We start from the raw sequence: 15,671 nt of genomic DNA, 5'->3' as shown, positions 1-15,671 counted from the left end.
ATAAAAACAAAGCCAGCGATATGCTGGCTTTGTTGTTATAGGCTGTTCGTTAAATGCTGAATGCTTAGCCCTCAAACATCTCAACGTATTCCTCATAGCCTTCTTCTGCTAATTTATCCGCTGGGATAAAGCGCATTGCGGCTGAGTTCATGCAGTAACGTAAGCCTGTTGGTTTTGGACCATCTTTGAATACATGCCCTAGGTGGGAATCGCCAAACTTACTGCGAACCTCTGTTCTTGGGTAAAGCAGTTTGTAGTCAGTAGTTGTGACGACATAAGCCTCGCTGATTGGCTGTGTAAAGCTCGGCCAGCCTGTGCCTGACTTGTATTTGTCTTTTGAAGAGAACAATGGCTCCCCAGTTACGATATCAACGTAAATACCTTCTTGCTTGTTATCCCAGTATTTGTTGTCAAATGGGCGCTCAGTAGCGTCTTCTTGCGTTACATCGTATTGAAGTGCTGTAAGCTTCGCTTTGATCTCTGCATCAGACGGTTTTACGTATGTTTTAGCATTCGCTGTCGCATTCTTACTGTCGATGATCTGACGTAGTGTTTTAGGGTTGTCCTTTCTATCATCACCGAAGATCTTATCTAGGTACTGATCGCGGCCAGAAGCATAGCGGTAGTAGTTATAACGAACCTTACTCTTCTTGTAATAATCTTGGTGGTAATCTTCTGCTGGCCAGAACTTCTCAAATTTTATCAGTTCTGTTTTTAGTGGTGCACCAAAGATATTAGCTTTGTCGATCTCCATCATGAAGTTCTGAGCAACATCTTTTTGTGCTTGGTTATGATAGAAAATAGCCGGTCGATAATGACGGCCTCGGTCTACAAAAGAACCTTTGTCATCGGTTGGGTCGATGTGTCGGAAGAATTGGTCAAGAACCTGTTCGTAGCTAACCACATCAGGGTTATAGGTCACGTTGATCACTTCGATGTGACCTGACTTACCCGAAGAGACCTGTTTGTAGGTTGGGTTTTCCAGTTCACCACCAGAGTATCCAGAGATAACGTCGGTCACGCCTGTCAGTTTTTCTAGATCGGATTCTGTACACCAAAAACAACCACCAGCCAGTGTCGCGATTTCAGTTTTACCTGAACTAGCCGTTTTATCCATTGTATTGGCAGTGCCAGTCTGGCTTACAAACAGCGAAATCAGTGGTAGTGTAACCACGAGTGATACCAATATTTTAGATAATTTATTCATAGATACCTCATCTTGACGTTTTTCTCATTCGATTTTGAATGTACGAATAGAGACAGGTTTTAGATGGAAAAAATTACACTATTCATGAAAAAAATATCTAAAATAGAAAATCTTGCTCATAAATGCCGCCAGTAGTAGGGTGTAGGCATTGATGTAAAATAATAGATAATGATGACGTTTTCGTACATCTAAGGAACAGCATGCAAGCAGAAGTTAAATGGGTCGAAGGTTTTAAATTCTTGGGTCAATCTCAATCAGGCCACTCTATTGTCATGGATGGTAGCGGTGGTGCAACGGCGCCAAGCCCGATGGAAATGGTTCTTATGGCCGCTGGTGGTTGTAGCTCTGTTGATGTGGTAGATGGATTGAAATCTGCTGGTCAAAGCATTACAGGCTGTAACGCGAAACTTGAAACTACACGTCGTGAAACCGCGCCAAAAATCTTTACTGCGATTAACATTCACTTTGAAGTTTCAGGTGACAATCTTGATCCTAAGTTGGTTGCAAAAGTATGCGCTGATTCATTAGAAAAGTACTGTTCTGTATGTCTAATGTTGGGTGCTGGCGTAGAGATGACTCATAGTTGGGAAATCGTCTAGTCTTCTGGCTGTATAGCTTGGCTTTGAGTCGTTACTTTTCGGCTTATGAGCAAACATAGATAAAGAAAGGGAGGAGCACTTAGCAGTGCTCCTCCCTTGTTATTAAGGAAGTCGTTATTACGTTAGAATACGATTATTCCACTGTTTCAATGATAACTTCTTCAACTTGAACATCTTCTTGGTACTCGAAGCTTGGGATTGTTGCTTCCACACGACGGTTTTGAGCACGACCTTCAGCCGTATCGTTTGATGCGATTGGGTTTTCTTCCCCTTCACCAGAAGCGGTAATGCGATCAGCTTCAATACCTTGCTCTTCGATGTATGCTGCTACTGCTGCCGCACGTTTCTTAGAGATCATCATGTTGTACTCAGCTGCACCTGTTGAATCTGTGTGACCAACAATGTTAACGGTAGACTGAGGGTATGTTTGTAAGACTTCCACAATTGGCTGTATAGCGGCTTTACCTTCGTCTGAAAGTTCTGTGCTGTTAGTCGCAAATGTACCTTGAGAGAAACTCTCAGTTTGCGCTTTGGTAACCACTACCTCCACTTCCTCTTCAACGACCACAGCTTCTGGCTCTGTGATTGGTTCAGAAGGTGCTTGAGTTACAGCCGCCGCAGAAGCTGCAGCCGCTGATGCGGTTGTATTACCCGTGCCGAAATTGTAGCTAAGACCTACTGTGACAAGGTTGGAGTTTAGGTCTTGGATGATCTTATCGTCAAAATCATCGAAGTATTGGTATTCCACTCTCAGCGCCCAATCGTCTGAAAGCTGTTTCTCGGCACCGATACCTAAGGCTAAAACAACGTCGTCTTCGTCATCGTGCATGATGTAAGCAGGACCTGCTTTAAAGAAGATATCAAACTCTTGTTTAATCGCTAGTCGATACATTGGGCTTAAAGAAATGGCTACGATAGAATCGCTGTATCTTTGAGTCGCTCCGTTGTTGTTAAAGCTGGTGTCATAATCACCTAAGTAATCTGCATTCAATTCTAGAGCAATGTTATCGGTAAAGTTGTAACCACCGTAAATACCGCCCGCCACTGAATCATCTTCACAATCAATGTTGTCGACACAAGCGCTATCTAGCCAACCCATGCCAACTTTTGCGCCTACGTATGTCGTTGCGGCAATTGATGGAGCAGCAGCGAAACCTGAAGCAGCTATCACAGCACACATGATTTTTGACAATTTTTTCATAATCTTATCCTTGGATTAACTCTTATTGTTATCTGAATGAGCCTTTAAAGCGACGACTTACTGATTGGGACACTGCAACAGTAGATCGTTCAAGGCGTAGATTCAGGTCGAACCTATCTTGGAACTGTTATTACATTGTTAGTATAGTTGCTTATTATGGTCAATGAAATTGTTAAAAATTATATATTTAAGGTGCTATTTACAGAGGTTTTTGTCAATTAATTGCTGTCTCAAATGTTGGAAACGAAGAAACCTCGTATCATTTTTAGGCGATACGAGGTTTCATTTTCATGTGTACGGAATGTTTGGTTGGGTAATCTAGGTGATTACCGTTATGGGCGCTCACCAGCTAACAAACGTTTTTCAATATCTGCAATGACACCTGGTAGGTCTGCAATGGTATCGATTAGGTAGTGTGGGTTTGATTTGTTTAGCTTAACGCTTGCTTTTTCACGTGCAGCTGCAAGTGTTGTCTCGTCTGCATCTAAATATTCTTGATACGTTAAGCCTGCTTCGTTCCCCGATAATACAAGTCCAACTGTCCACATGCCTGCGTTGTGACCCTCATCGATCCCCGGTGCTGCGTCGTCTACTTTTACACACGCAGCAACGCTAGTTACACCTAGATCGATTACGTTTTTCAGTGCCATAAATGGAGCAGGGCGACCACCTTGAGGTAAGTCATCGGTCGCTACCACGTTATCTGGTCGGTAACCGTAATCTGCAGCAGCAGGAATTAAAACATCCATCACTTCACGTGGGTAACCTGAACAAGACCCGATCTTCACGTTCTTCTCTTTTAGGTTATTGACCACTTCTATCGCATTCAAAATAGGTGCTGCGTGATCGGCTACTTTCGCTTTTTGAAGAGGCATGAATGCCGCGTAGATCGCGTCAACGTCTTCACTTGTCATGGAGCGTCCGAACTGAGCCTTCCAACGAGCGTCAACAGCTGGAATTCGACCCACTGCTTGGATGTGGTCCCATTTGCCGATCCCCATAGGTTCACGCGCTTCAGCTAAGTCGATGTCAAAGTCGAAACCTTGTTTGAATGCTTCAACGAAGATGCTAGTTGGAGCAAACGACCCAAAATCAACGATAGTGCCGGCCCAGTCAAAGATAACCGCTTGGATAGGTGATGTCGTGTTCATAATAGTGTCCTATTTTTGTGTCACTCCCAGTTCAAAGTTCTGGGAAACAAATGGTTGTTTAAGGTTATTGGTTTAAATGTTGATTTCGAGAATTAAAGGTATTCAAAATCTTTGCAGACTTTGGCTATCGCTTTTTCGAATACAGACAGAGCGACTTCTAGCTCGCTACGGCTGATGATCAATGGTGGGCTCAATTGAATCACGTTACCTTGTGAAACCTTAAAGCTCAGGCCATCGTTCAGACATTGGTAAAGTACTGCTTCTGCTTCATCGAACGCTCGGTTTTTGGTGATATGGTCAGTGACCAATTCCACTCCCCAAAGCAGACCGATGCCGCGAACGTCACCAATGACTGGGTATTTCTCTTTCATTTGAAGCAGTTGTTCACGCACGAATGCGCTGTCCGCTTGTACTTTTTCAAGTAGATTTTCTTGCTCAATCACTTCCATCGTAGCCAGTGCCGCTGCGCAGCCAATAGGACTTTTCTCGTGGGTGTAGTGACCAAGTGATACTTGCGCTGCCGTGTTGTATTTGTCTTTAGTGACCATGGCTGCAATTGGAACCAAGCCCCCGCCAAAACCTTTACCGATACAAAGAATGTCAGGTTCGATATCAAACGCTTGGTGTGTAAACCATTCGCCGCTACGACCCATGCCATTTGGGATGTCGTCAATGATCAATATGACGTTGTGTTTGTCACAGATCTCACGAATGCGCTTCCAATAAGCCTTACTTGGCACTTGAACGTCTGTGTTACGAACCGCTTCTGCAATGAAGGCTCCAATACCGCCTTCTTTTTCAATCACGTACTCTAGGTAATCCGCATAACGCACATCACATGTGGTCTCGTTCGCATCGCCGGAGTTTTGCCCGCGAAGCGATAAAGAGTCATTAAGCGGGAAAGCACCACGATAAGAGACCGCTGGTGGAATGCGCTCTACGCCAGCCATTAATGGCCCCATGCCTTCGCGGAAACACGCTTCGCCACCTACTGAAATTGCATCGAGTGACGCGCCATGGAATGAGTCCCACAAAGACACTACTTTGAAATTGTTGGTGACATGTCGAGCAAGTTTTAGCGCCATGCCGATCACTGATGTGCCACCGGGGGCAAACAACACGCGATTCAAATCACCACCGCAGATCTGTGTGAGTTTCTCAGCACACTGAACGGCCGTCTCATTGGTAAAGCGACGCGGTGAAAACGGCAATGACGCCATTTGCTGAGTCACTTTATTGATGATGTGTGGGTGACCATAACCTAGCTGGTGAACATTATTGCCGTGAAAGTCCATGTACTTCTTGCCCGTCGCATCTTGAATGTAGATGCCTTCAGCTGCTTCAAGTGTGTCTAGACAAGGCGTTGACATCGCTTGATGAAGAAATACGTCAGAGTCACGTTTTAACATCGCTTGAGTCGCATCATCGTTTAGCGACTCGTTCCATTTTTCGCGTGCTAGCGTGGTGTTCACATCGCCTTCGCTTCGAAAGTGTGTGGCCTTTAGAGTCGGCTCTTGATTGGTCGTCGTCATTATTTGATGTCCCAGTACATAGCGTTTTTCACTGCGCCAATGAGAGCTTCAATGTCTGACGGATACACTTGACCGATGTTACCGATTCGGAAGCAGTCTGCGTTTGAAACCTTGCCCGGGTAAATCACAAACCCTTGCTCTTTCAAACGGTCATAGAATTCCTTGAATTGGTAATCGCTATGAGTTGGAGAATAGAAAGAGGTGATGATAGGTGAATGAAGGTCATCATTAAGCAGTGGTTCAAAACCAAGAGAACGCATACCTGCAACCAATGTGGTTTGGTTGGTTTGGTAGCGACTATGACGAGCTTCGATGCCGCCTTCTTGTTCCAATTCAAGTAGAGCTTGGTAGAAAGCGCGCACTGTATGAGTCGGAGAGGTGAAGCGCCATTTACCATGGTTGCTTTCCATGCAGTGCCACTGGTCAAACAGGTCAAGGCTTAATGAGCGAGCTTGGCCTTTGCACTTCTCGAGATCTGATTGCTTTGCAATAACAAAGCCGAACCCCGGTACACCTTGAATGCACTTGTTTGCTGAGCTGATCATGTAATCGATACCTAAGTCAGCAATATCCATAGGAATACCGCCAAAACTCGACATCGCATCAAGAATGACGGTTTTGTTGTGCTGTTTTGCCAATTTTGCAATCTCTTCGATTGGATTCAACATACCTGTAGTGGTCTCACAATGCACAATCGCAACGTGAGTAATATCTGAATCCATAGCCAATGCCGTTTCCATTTTGTTCAAGTCAGGCTGTGATGTTTCACCTGGGGAAACGACATGGCATGGAATGTTTAAATATTCTGCGATTTGAGCAATACGAGCACCATACGCACCGTTATCGACCACAAGAAGCTTACCGCTGTTAGAGATAACGCTACCGATTGTTGCTTCAACTGAAGCAGTGCCGCTGCCTTGCATTAATACACTTGTATATCCCGCCTGCTTAGTCGCCAAAGTAACAAGCTTGCTACGAATCACTTCAACAACGTCTTTGTTGTATTCATCATCCCAAGTACACCAGTCTTTTAGCATCGCTTGGCGAACGGTTTCAGAAGTAGATAGAGGGCCCGGTGTCAGCAGTAAGTATTCGTTTCTCATGTTCAATTCTCGTGATTTGTATTTTGGACTATACCAGTATTTGCGATTACTTTAACAACCAATTTAAACGGTCGTAAATAGCCCAAACGTTATTTTCACAAAAGCTTCATATTCAAATTTTTCACTGGTGTTGAGAAATTTTCCGATCTTTAAATTGCCATTTTTTGTTCATTTAACCGTCATAAAAGTCGATTAGGTTAATACTCGTCATCTGGTACATACCAATTCAAAGGCGTGTACTAACAACCTAAATGAATTTATGGACATAGAAGCCTCTTGGTGGGGCTTCTAGCTTCTAACCTTGGCATCGGGCCTGACTGGAGAAAATGATGAAAAACCGTTTTATGAAAGGATCACTTGCAGCGTTAGTAACTCTACTCGCTGGTAATGCTTATGCAGCACAGGAAGTGACGGTTTACACCGCTTTTGAAACTGACATTTTAGCGAAATACAAGAACGCATTTGAAAGTGAAAACCCAGACATCAACATCAAGTGGGTACGTGATTCAACTGGGATCATGACGGCAAAATTATTGGCCGAAAAAAACAACCCGCGTGCAGAAGTGGTGTGGGGCCTTGCTGGTTCTTCAATGGCACTGCTTAAAGAAGAGGGCATCCTCAAACCTTATACGCCTCAAGGTGTAGAAGCATTACGCGCTAACCTTAACGACCCACAGTCTACTCAAGCTTGGTACGGTAATGATGCATTCTTCAATGCAGTTTGTTTCAACGAAGTGGTCGCTAAGCAACTTAACTTACCTGCACCTAAATCTTGGGATGACCTAACGAAGCCTATCTACAAGGGCCACATTGCTATGCCAAACCCAGCATCTTCAGGTACGGGCTACATGCAGGTTTCGGCTTGGTTACAAAACATGGGTGAAGACCAAGGTTGGAACTACATGCAGAAGCTAGACCAAAATATTGCTCACTACACGCACTCAGGTTCGAAGCCATGTGTTCAAGCCGGTATGGGTGAAGTGGCTATCGGTATTTCTATGGCGAGCCGTGGCGCTAAGCTGAAAACTCAAGGCGCTCCACTTTCAGTGATTACGCCTGAAGGCATCGGCTGGGAATCTGAAGCGGTAGGCCTTGTTAAGCCTTCTGATGCAGCACAACGTGTTATCGATTGGTCTATTTCTAAAGCGGCAAATGAGCTTTACATCGAAATGTACCCAGTTGTTGGTCACCAAGATGTGACAGGCAAAGCAGAGAACTTCCCTAATGTAGAAAAGAACATGGCAAAAATGGACTTCGCTCGCATGGGCAGTGAACGTGCAGACGTTCTTAAAACATGGTCTGAGAAGTTTGACGCTAAATCAGAGCCAAAATCTTAATCTGCTGAGCTTTTTAGTTCATGAGCTCCTTGGTTAATTATCTACCGAGCTTATTAGACACATGGTTTATTAGATATATGGCTTATTAGACACGTAGTCCATTAGATATGCAGCTCATTAGAAGTTAGAGATCAGTAAAGGAAGGCTTCGGTCTTCCTTTTTTAGTTTTACGCCTTTAGGTTTTAAGTAAGGTACAACAAATGACAAAGCACTACTCATATTGGTTCAAGCAAGCGTTAGAACAAGAGTTTGGCAACATCAATGAGGGGCTAGATTCGGCGAAGTCGCTCCAAAAAGACGTCAACTGTGATATCGCCATTGTTGGCGGTGGCTATACGGGTTTATGGACGGCGATTTTAATCAAACAACAGCAACCCGAAAAACATGTTGTGGTGATTGAAAAAGGCCTATGTGGTAGCGGTGCTTCTGGAGCGAACGGCGGTTGCATGCTGACGTAGTCAACTAAGTATCCGACGCTGAAAAAGCTCTACGGAAAAGAACAAGCGAAATGGTTGGTTAAGGAATCGGAAAAGGTCATTTACGAGATCGAAGCCTTCTGTAACGAACACAAGATTGACGCGCATCTATATCGCAGCGGAACTTACTACACGGCGACCAATCAAGCTCAAAAGGGGGGAATGGAACCTGTTGTTAATGAGCTGGTTAAGCAGGGGATCAATAGTTGGAAGAAGTGCGACAATTCTTTGGCTGATAAAGCGGGATCTGAACGCCACATTGAGGGTTACTACTCAGAAGCTGCGGGCAGTGTTCAGCCAGCGTTATTGGCTAGAGGTTTACGCCGAGTCGCGCTCGAACTGGGTGTCGAAATTCACGAAAACACAGAGATGACATCGCTCGATTATGGCTCTCCCGCTCGAATTCAAACCAAAGGCGGGTCAGTATTTGCGGATAAAGTGATTTTGGCACTCAATGCGTGGATGCTCGATCACTTCAAAGAGTTCAAACGCAGCATTGTGGTTGTCTCTTCAGATATGGTGGTGACCAAGCCCATTCCGGAAAAGCTCAAGCAATTTGGCCCAGAGAAAGGGGCGGCGGTGGTAGATTCGCGTATCTTTGTCCACTACTACCGAGATACCCAGGACGGACGACTCATGTTGGGCAAAGGCGGCAATAAATTCTCGTTTGCGAATCAGGTTGAAAGCATGTTCAACCAAACGACTAACTACCTACCGATTCTCAATCAATCGTTCCAAAAATTGTTCCCTAAATTGGAACAAAGTGAATTCGATTACAACTGGTCTGGCGGCTCAGATCGTTCGGTCACCGGATTGCCATTTTTCGGTAATCTAAAAGGCCAAAGCAACATCTATTATGGGCTTGGTTACTCTGGAAATGGCGTTGCTCAAACCCGTATGGGCGGGAAGATTTTGTCAGCAATGGTACTCGATATCGACAATGCTTGGACGCGAAGCGGTTTAACTAAAGGCCCATTAGGACACTTCCCGCCAGAGCCATTCCGTTGGGTAGGTGCGATGATAGTGCGTGATGCGGTACGAAGAAAAGAGAACGCGGAAGATTCGGGTAGCACGCCATTGTGGCTAGATAAACAGTTATCCAAACTCGCAGGTGCGGCGGGCAAAGCCGACAAGGTTGAATCATAGATTAATCTAGCGTTTAAATTAGAAGTTTACATTGAGGCTCTCAGTGATTTATGGGCAAGTCACTGAGGGCTTTCAACGTTGAACTAACTTTCAATGTTGAACAAATAGCAATTTTTAATGCTTATTATATCTGCAATATAACTGTCATTTAGCTTCTATAAATTTGTCACTCAACTGCAATATTCTCAGTATAAATTTGGTATATACCATATAGAGAGTGCTGTAGTATGAGCAACCAAACTTATTTGAATATTGAAAACGTTGTAAAGCAATTTGGCCAATTTACAGCGTTAAAAGACATCTCCCTATCGATAGATAAAGGCGAGTTCGTCTGCTTCCTTGGCCCATCTGGCTGTGGAAAAACCACCTTATTACGTGCGATTGCAGGCCTAGACTTACCAACGTCAGGTTCTATTGAGCAGAACGGTAATGATACGACCTTTTTGCCACCAGAAAAGCGCGACTTTGGCATCGTGTTCCAATCTTACGCTTTGTTTCCAAATCTCACTGTGGAAGAAAACATTGCGATTGGTCTGAAAAACCAAGGCATGTCGACCAAAGAAGCCCTTGAGACGGTTGAGTCTTGGTTAGAGACCATTGGCTTACCAACGTCTGGTCAGAAATTTCCAAATCAGCTATCTGGTGGACAGCAGCAGCGTGTTGCTCTGGCTCGCGCATTAGCCTTGTCTCCAGGCTTGTTGCTACTCGATGAACCGCTTTCTGCGTTGGATGCGAAGGTAAGAACACACCTACGTGATGAGATCTGCCAACTGCAACGCAAATTGGGTATCACCACTATTATGGTGACGCACGACCAAGATGAAGCGTTAACGATGGCAGACCGTATTGTCGTGATGAATCATGGTGTTATCGAGCAGGTCGGTGCTCCTCAAGAGATCTACCAAAAACCTGTCAGTCGTTTTGTGGCTGAGTTTGTTGGTAGCATGAACTTTATTCAAGCTTCTGTTGCGGCTCAAGGCAAGATGCGTATTGCTGAGTCAATGCTGCCGTTACCTGGCTTAGATAATCTCACGCCAAATCTGGGTGATGTTTTTGATATTGCCGTTCGTCCAGAGCAAATCCAGTTTGTTGATCGTTTTAGTGAATCCTTGCCAGTGAGAATCGTATCAAGCGAATTCTTAGGGGCGTTTTATCGTGTTGAGTGTCAATTGCAACATGACTCAACGGCGAAAGAGATCATCGTTGATGTACCCGTCAAAGAGTTCAACCGATTGAAGCTGCGTCGCAGTGATATTCGTTACGTGGCGTTTGATCAAGAAGGCCTTAGAGCTTACTCATCGAAAAGCCTGCAAGTGATGAAAGACGAGGCGGCGTAATCAATCATGGAATCGACTCAAATGATGCAATCTAAGCTGCTAATTCAACGACGAGTACAACCTTTTCTGGCTCGGTTAAGCAAAGACAACGTAATTCTATTTGGGCTGTTGGCCTTTTTGTCTGTGGTCATGACGTTGTTTATCCTGATGCCACTGTGGGCAATGTTGAAAAAGAGTGTTCAGAACGCAGACGGTGAATTTGTAGGTTTACAGAATTTCGCTACGTATTTTGCGTCTCAAAGCCTGTGGCAGTCGGTAGGTAATACCTTCACGCTTGGATTGCTAGTGACCGTAATCGTGGGTGTCTTGGCGTTTGGTTATGCCTATGCGCTAACTCGTTCATGCATGCCTTTTAAGGGGCTTTTTCAAGTACTGGGTTCTGCGCCTATTCTTGCTCCGTCACTGCTTCCTGCAATCAGTTTGATCTTCTTATTTGGCAACCAAGGTATCGCAAAAGAAGTCTTGGGTGGCAATTCGGTGTACGGCTTGATTGGTATCTCACTGGGCTTGATATTCTGGACGTTTCCACATGCCTTAATGATTTTAACTACTTCATTGAGAACCTCTGACGCTCGTCTTTATGAGGCGGCACGTGCACTCAATACTTCATCGCTAAAAACCTTCTTCATGGTGACGTTACCTGCGGCAAAATACGGTTTGATAAGTACCTTGATCGTTGTGTTTACGCTGGTGGTTTGTGATTTTGGTGTGCCAAAGGTGATTGGTGGTAGCTACAACGTTCTGTCTACCGATATCTTTAAGCAGGTAGTAGGGCAACAGAATTTCTCTATGGGCGCGGTGACTAGCATCCTATTGCTATTGCCTGCGTTGCTTGCGTTTACCGTTGACCGCTGGGTTCAAAAGAAACAAAAGAGCTTGTTTGATACTCGCTCCGTCGCTTACCAACCAGAGCCAAACACTCTACGTGATGGCGTGTGTTTACTCTATTGCACCGTAATTTCAGTGGCTGTTGTTATTGTGCTAGGCATGGCGATATACGGATCTATGGTCACTTTCTGGCCTTGGAATAAAACGCTAACGCTAAATAACTATAACTTCGCAGAGATGAGTACTTATGGTTGGACGCCATTTTTCAACTCTTTAACCCTCGGCGCTTGGACTGCGATCATCGGTACCGTATTGATTTTCTTAGGCGCGTACTGCATTGAGAAGGGCAGAGCATTTGGTCCTGTTCGTCAAGCAATGCAAATGCTCAGTGTGGTTCCGATGGCCGTTCCGGGTATGGTGTTGGGTTTGGGGTATATCTTCTACTTTAATGATTTGAGTAACCCACTCAACTTCTTGTATGGCACGATGGCGTTCTTGGTGATTAATACCGTGGTTCACTACTACACAGTCGGCCACATGACAGCGTTAACCGCATTAAAACAGCTGCCTGAGGAAATAGAAGCGACGGCGGCTTCGGTTAACCTACCGCAATACAAGCTGTTCTTTAAGGTGACGGTACCCGTTTGTCTGCCTGCGATTTTAGATATTGCGACATACCTGTTTATTAATGCACTTACCACGACATCTGCGGTAGTATTCTTGTATTCTACCGATACGATACCTGCGTCAGTTTCAGTACTGAATATGGATGATGCGGGACAAACGGGTGCAGCAGCTGCCATGGCGGTGATGATCATGATATCGGCAGCGAGCGCGAAGTTGATTCATATGTTAATCAACAAGTTATTCGAGAAGCGCACCCAAGCTTGGCGCAAACGCTAGCTAACCATTTTATATTGCAGTTGGCCAAGGAATGGCTGACGACAAGAACAAGAATAAAAGGAAATGAAGTGCAGTACGTAAAAATCAAAGACGTCATCGTAGAGCAGATAGAGTCGGGGATGTTAACACCACGACAGAAGCTGCCTGCGGAGCGCAAACTGGCTGAATCGTTTGATACAACACGAGTTACGTTACGTGAAGCCTTGTCTTCACTTGAAGCGGAAGGACGAATTTATCGAGAAGACCGACGTGGTTGGTTTATCTCTCCAGCGCCACTGCGCTACGATCCAACACAAACGCTGAACTTCACGAATATGGCTTTGTCGCAGAATCGTAAGCCGAAAACAGAGTTGGTGGCGGCGAAAGGCATTTTAGCGACCAAGGAAGCAACTAGGCTTCTTGAGCTGCAACCTTTTTCGGACGTTTATCGAGTAGACAGAGTTCGTTATCTTGAAGACAGGCCCGTTGTGTATGTGACCAACTACATTCGACCAGAGTTGTTCCCTAATTTGCTTGATTATGACTTGTCTAAATCGTTGACGGACATCTACCGTGAGCACTTTGGTGTGGTGTATCAGAAGATCCGTTATCGAGTGAGCACAACGTCTTTGCTTGGCGAAACCGCGCAAGCTCTGCGTGCGACTTCTGGTTCTCCTGCTATGGTGGTTGAGCGTGTTAATTACAATCAAGACGGTGATTTGATTGATTGCGATATTGAATATTGGCGTCATGACGCGATCAGCATCGAGTCGATCGCACAGCTAGAGCGCTAGTCATACGTTATAACGTTGGCATATCTGCAATTATGCAGGATTGCCCAATTGAAACGCTCAAAGGTCTCTTATTCGGAGGCCTTTTTTATCACCTGTTGTCAGCCGTTGTGCTAATTCATCAATAATTTAGGAATGAAATGGAATTCTCTGCGATTGTAATCGTGATCATTTCGGCTTTGCTTCACGCGGGTTGGAACGTTCTAGGTAAATCTAATCAAGGCTCGGGCTCGTCATTCTTCTTAGCCTCTGGCTTTGCCGCCGCAGCGATATTGACGCCTTACTTGATCTGGTATGTTCACAGCGTTGGACTGTCAAATATCTTACTTCCATTTTGGCAACTGGTTTTCTTGAGTGGGATCTGTCAAATCATCTATTTGATTGGGTTAGGCGCGGCCTATAAACAAGCTGATATCGGTGTGATTTACCCAATGGCACGGGCACTGCCCGTGTTGATGGTGGGTTTAGGCACGGTGTTGATAGGCTATGAGCTGTCACCTAATCAATGGTTTGGCTTCACCTTGATTACCTTGGGTTGTTTGTTTGTACCACTTAAGAAGTTTTCAGATCTTAGGTTAAAAGCGTATCTCAACCTTGGCGTACTGTGGGCGTTAATCGCGGCCATTGGTACCACGGGCTATTCCATCATTGATAAAGAAGCGCTTCTGTTACTCGATCCTTTGAGCACACCAGTTATAACTAACAAGCACACCGCGATTTTCTACCTAGGCATTCAGTTTTGGGCAATTGTGATTCCGTTGAGTGTTTGGTTATTCGTAACCAACCAAAGAATCGAGTTTACTAATGCTTGGATACTGCGAAAGAAAGCCACGCTTGCAGGCATTATGATGGCTTCGACTTATGGCTTAGTGCTGTTTGCGATGACCATGACTGAAAATGTCAGCTTGGTTGTTGCTCTTAGGCAAGTGAGTATCATTTTCGGCGTAGTGATGGGGATCTACTTTTTAAAGGAAAAGTGGCACGCGACTCGCGGTGTAGGCGTATCTCTAATTATTGCTGGCTTAGTTATCTCATTGACTTAAAAGATCGCCTGAGTGATTGGGGATTTGTGAATAGGTATCTCTATTAAGTTAAATGAAAAAACGCCCTTAGCGAAACAAACTTCGTTAAGGGCGTTTTCTCTTTATCTAGTAAGAAGCTGTAGGTAGTAAAAGACTTACCCCGCTAAATCTTGAGCATCTTGCTGTTTCAACACTTTGTGGCCATCTTCAGTGACACCACGTTTCCAGTAGCTGCTGATGTAGATGTTCTCTTTCGCGACTTCTTTTTCGTTGCGGAAGTATTGTCTTAGCTCACGCATGCTTTCAAATTCACACGCTGTCCATATTGAAACCTGACCTTCTAACCATTCTGTGTTGCGCACGGTTTGTGAAAGTGACTCTGAGGTTTCATCTTCAATCAACCAGGTTACTTTGATACCTTGAGGAGTCTCAAGTACCTGCTTATCTGCTGCTGAGTTGATCTGAATGATAGCGTGACCAGTTGCTGTTTCTGGGAGCGTTTTTACTTTTGCAGAAAGCGCAGGTAGGGACGTCATGTCTGCAACTAAGAAGAACCAGTCTGACTCTAGGTTAAGCCCCTGAATTAAACCAGGACCAGCCACTGAAATAGTGTCACCCACTTTCGCGTTCATTGCCCACCTTGCAGCAAAGCCACACTGCAAATCTTTAGTGATGTGACGAACGAAATCGACTTCAATCCACTGCTCTACAGGATTGTACTGACGAATGGTGTAGGTACGCATGGTTGGGCGCTCACCTTCGTTTAGCTGGCTTAAATCAGTCGTGCCAAGTGGCGAGAATAAAAGCTTGATGTAGCCGCCGGCACATTCTGTTGGGTATTTACTTAATCCCTCACCGCTAAGCGTTATGCGCTGCATGTTTGGAGTAATTGTTGAGGTTTGAGTAACGGTTAATGTGATAGGGCTAGGCTTGCTCATATAAGGCTCTCTTAGATTTGGATTTCCACATCATAATCCTGAACCAAAAAACACTCAATACTAATAGTTATCATTTACTTTTATTTACACATGTACTACCTAACTTATACGACAGATCCTA

Annotated in this window: 12 protein-coding genes and 1 pseudogene; 7 read left to right on the top strand and 6 right to left on the bottom strand. The window is 44.7% G+C overall.

The window, feature by feature from the left end; translation table 11 throughout:
* Nucleotides 1–64: 64 nt before the first annotated feature.
* Nucleotides 65–1,207, bottom strand: a complete 1,143-nt coding sequence (gene msrB / locus AB4249_RS11910; protein ID WP_102332024.1) for a peptide-methionine (R)-S-oxide reductase MsrB — start codon at nucleotides 1,205–1,207, stop codon at nucleotides 65–67.
* Between the two features lie 200 nt (nucleotides 1,208–1,407).
* Between msrB and AB4249_RS11905 the strand changes: the two genes are divergently transcribed.
* A complete protein-coding gene (locus AB4249_RS11905; RefSeq protein ID WP_371720962.1) occupies nucleotides 1,408–1,806 on the top strand; it encodes an OsmC family protein in 399 nt (132 codons plus the stop codon).
* Nucleotides 1,807–1,939: 133 nt separating this feature from the next.
* On the opposite strand, the gene AB4249_RS11900 is transcribed toward AB4249_RS11905, so the two are convergent.
* The 4 genes from AB4249_RS11900 to phnW all read right to left on the bottom strand — a co-directional run bounded on the left by AB4249_RS11900 (nucleotide 1,940) and on the right by phnW (nucleotide 6,793).
* The gene (locus AB4249_RS11900; RefSeq protein ID WP_372103293.1) at nucleotides 1,940–3,007 is read right to left on the bottom strand and encodes an OmpA family protein; all 1,068 of its coding nucleotides are present in this window, start codon (nucleotides 3,005–3,007) and stop codon (nucleotides 1,940–1,942) included.
* 332 nt (nucleotides 3,008–3,339) lie between these two features.
* Nucleotides 3,340–4,158 carry a phosphonoacetaldehyde hydrolase gene (gene phnX / locus AB4249_RS11895; protein WP_050649212.1) on the bottom strand — a complete coding sequence of 273 codons (819 nt, stop codon included), beginning with the start codon at nucleotides 4,156–4,158 and terminating at the stop codon, nucleotides 3,340–3,342.
* Nucleotides 4,159–4,250: 92 nt separating this feature from the next.
* The gene (locus AB4249_RS11890; protein ID WP_372103291.1) at nucleotides 4,251–5,690 is read right to left on the bottom strand and encodes an aspartate aminotransferase family protein; all 1,440 of its coding nucleotides are present in this window, start codon (nucleotides 5,688–5,690) and stop codon (nucleotides 4,251–4,253) included.
* The gene (phnW, locus tag AB4249_RS11885; protein WP_372103288.1) at nucleotides 5,690–6,793 is read right to left on the bottom strand and encodes a 2-aminoethylphosphonate--pyruvate transaminase; all 1,104 of its coding nucleotides are present in this window, start codon (nucleotides 6,791–6,793) and stop codon (nucleotides 5,690–5,692) included. Before phnW ends, AB4249_RS11890 begins: the two co-directional genes overlap by 1 nt.
* A 326-nt stretch (nucleotides 6,794–7,119) precedes the next feature.
* Here phnW and AB4249_RS11880 point away from each other — a divergent pair, with 326 nt between their 5' ends.
* The 6 genes and pseudogenes from AB4249_RS11880 to AB4249_RS11855 all read left to right on the top strand — a co-directional run bounded on the left by AB4249_RS11880 (nucleotide 7,120) and on the right by AB4249_RS11855 (nucleotide 14,633).
* Nucleotides 7,120–8,130, top strand: a complete 1,011-nt coding sequence (locus AB4249_RS11880; RefSeq protein ID WP_017104203.1) for a putative 2-aminoethylphosphonate ABC transporter substrate-binding protein — start codon at nucleotides 7,120–7,122, stop codon at nucleotides 8,128–8,130.
* A 200-nt stretch (nucleotides 8,131–8,330) separates the two neighbouring features.
* Nucleotides 8,331–9,752, top strand: a pseudogene (locus tag AB4249_RS11875) (FAD-dependent oxidoreductase).
* Between the two features lie 227 nt (nucleotides 9,753–9,979).
* Nucleotides 9,980–11,089 (top strand): putative 2-aminoethylphosphonate ABC transporter ATP-binding protein, encoded by a 1,110-nt coding sequence (locus AB4249_RS11870; protein WP_017067332.1) that lies wholly within the window; start codon nucleotides 9,980–9,982, stop codon nucleotides 11,087–11,089.
* A gap of 21 nt (nucleotides 11,090–11,110) precedes the next feature.
* Complete coding sequence (locus AB4249_RS11865; protein WP_372103285.1) at nucleotides 11,111–12,820, top strand: putative 2-aminoethylphosphonate ABC transporter permease subunit; 1,710 nt, start codon at nucleotides 11,111–11,113, stop codon at nucleotides 12,818–12,820.
* Between the two features lie 68 nt (nucleotides 12,821–12,888).
* Nucleotides 12,889–13,593: a phosphonate utilization transcriptional regulator PhnR gene (gene phnR / locus AB4249_RS11860; protein ID WP_017064815.1), complete on the top strand. Its 705-nt coding sequence runs from the start codon at nucleotides 12,889–12,891 to the stop codon at nucleotides 13,591–13,593.
* A gap of 137 nt (nucleotides 13,594–13,730) precedes the next feature.
* Nucleotides 13,731–14,633, top strand: coding sequence for a multidrug transporter (locus tag AB4249_RS11855; RefSeq protein ID WP_017064814.1), 903 nt, complete (start codon nucleotides 13,731–13,733; stop codon nucleotides 14,631–14,633).
* A gap of 134 nt (nucleotides 14,634–14,767) precedes the next feature.
* Here the strand turns inward: AB4249_RS11855 and AB4249_RS11850 are convergent, their stop codons facing one another.
* A complete protein-coding gene (locus AB4249_RS11850) occupies nucleotides 14,768–15,550 on the bottom strand; it encodes a siderophore-interacting protein (RefSeq protein ID WP_102332033.1) in 783 nt (260 codons plus the stop codon).
* Between the last annotated feature and the right edge of the window lie 121 nt (nucleotides 15,551–15,671).

Origin of the sequence: Vibrio sp. 10N.261.55.F4 (genome assembly GCF_041470465.1) — a bacterium.
Lineage (GTDB): Bacteria > Pseudomonadota > Gammaproteobacteria > Enterobacterales > Vibrionaceae > Vibrio > Vibrio crassostreae_C.
The sequence above is the reverse complement of the archived record's forward strand: the minus strand, read 5'-3'. Positions and strand labels throughout refer to the sequence as shown.

Coding starts and splice junctions, on each gene's coding strand:
- AB4249_RS11900 (WP_372103293.1), bottom strand. CDS start 3,007: ATGAAAAAATTGTCAAAAATCATGTGTGCTGTGATAGCTGCTTCAGGT.
- AB4249_RS11855 (WP_017064814.1), top strand. CDS start 13,731: ATGGAATTCTCTGCGATTGTAATCGTGATCATTTCGGCTTTGCTTCAC.
- AB4249_RS11880 (WP_017104203.1), top strand. CDS start 7,120: ATGATGAAAAACCGTTTTATGAAAGGATCACTTGCAGCGTTAGTAACT.
- AB4249_RS11850 (WP_102332033.1), bottom strand. CDS start 15,550: ATGAGCAAGCCTAGCCCTATCACATTAACCGTTACTCAAACCTCAACA.
- AB4249_RS11870 (WP_017067332.1), top strand. CDS start 9,980: ATGAGCAACCAAACTTATTTGAATATTGAAAACGTTGTAAAGCAATTT.
- phnW (WP_372103288.1), bottom strand. CDS start 6,793: ATGAGAAACGAATACTTACTGCTGACACCGGGCCCTCTATCTACTTCT.
- phnX (WP_050649212.1), bottom strand. CDS start 4,158: ATGAACACGACATCACCTATCCAAGCGGTTATCTTTGACTGGGCCGGC.
- AB4249_RS11865 (WP_372103285.1), top strand. CDS start 11,111: ATGATGCAATCTAAGCTGCTAATTCAACGACGAGTACAACCTTTTCTG.
- msrB (WP_102332024.1), bottom strand. CDS start 1,207: ATGAATAAATTATCTAAAATATTGGTATCACTCGTGGTTACACTACCA.
- AB4249_RS11890 (WP_372103291.1), bottom strand. CDS start 5,690: ATGACGACGACCAATCAAGAGCCGACTCTAAAGGCCACACACTTTCGA.
- AB4249_RS11905 (WP_371720962.1), top strand. CDS start 1,408: ATGCAAGCAGAAGTTAAATGGGTCGAAGGTTTTAAATTCTTGGGTCAA.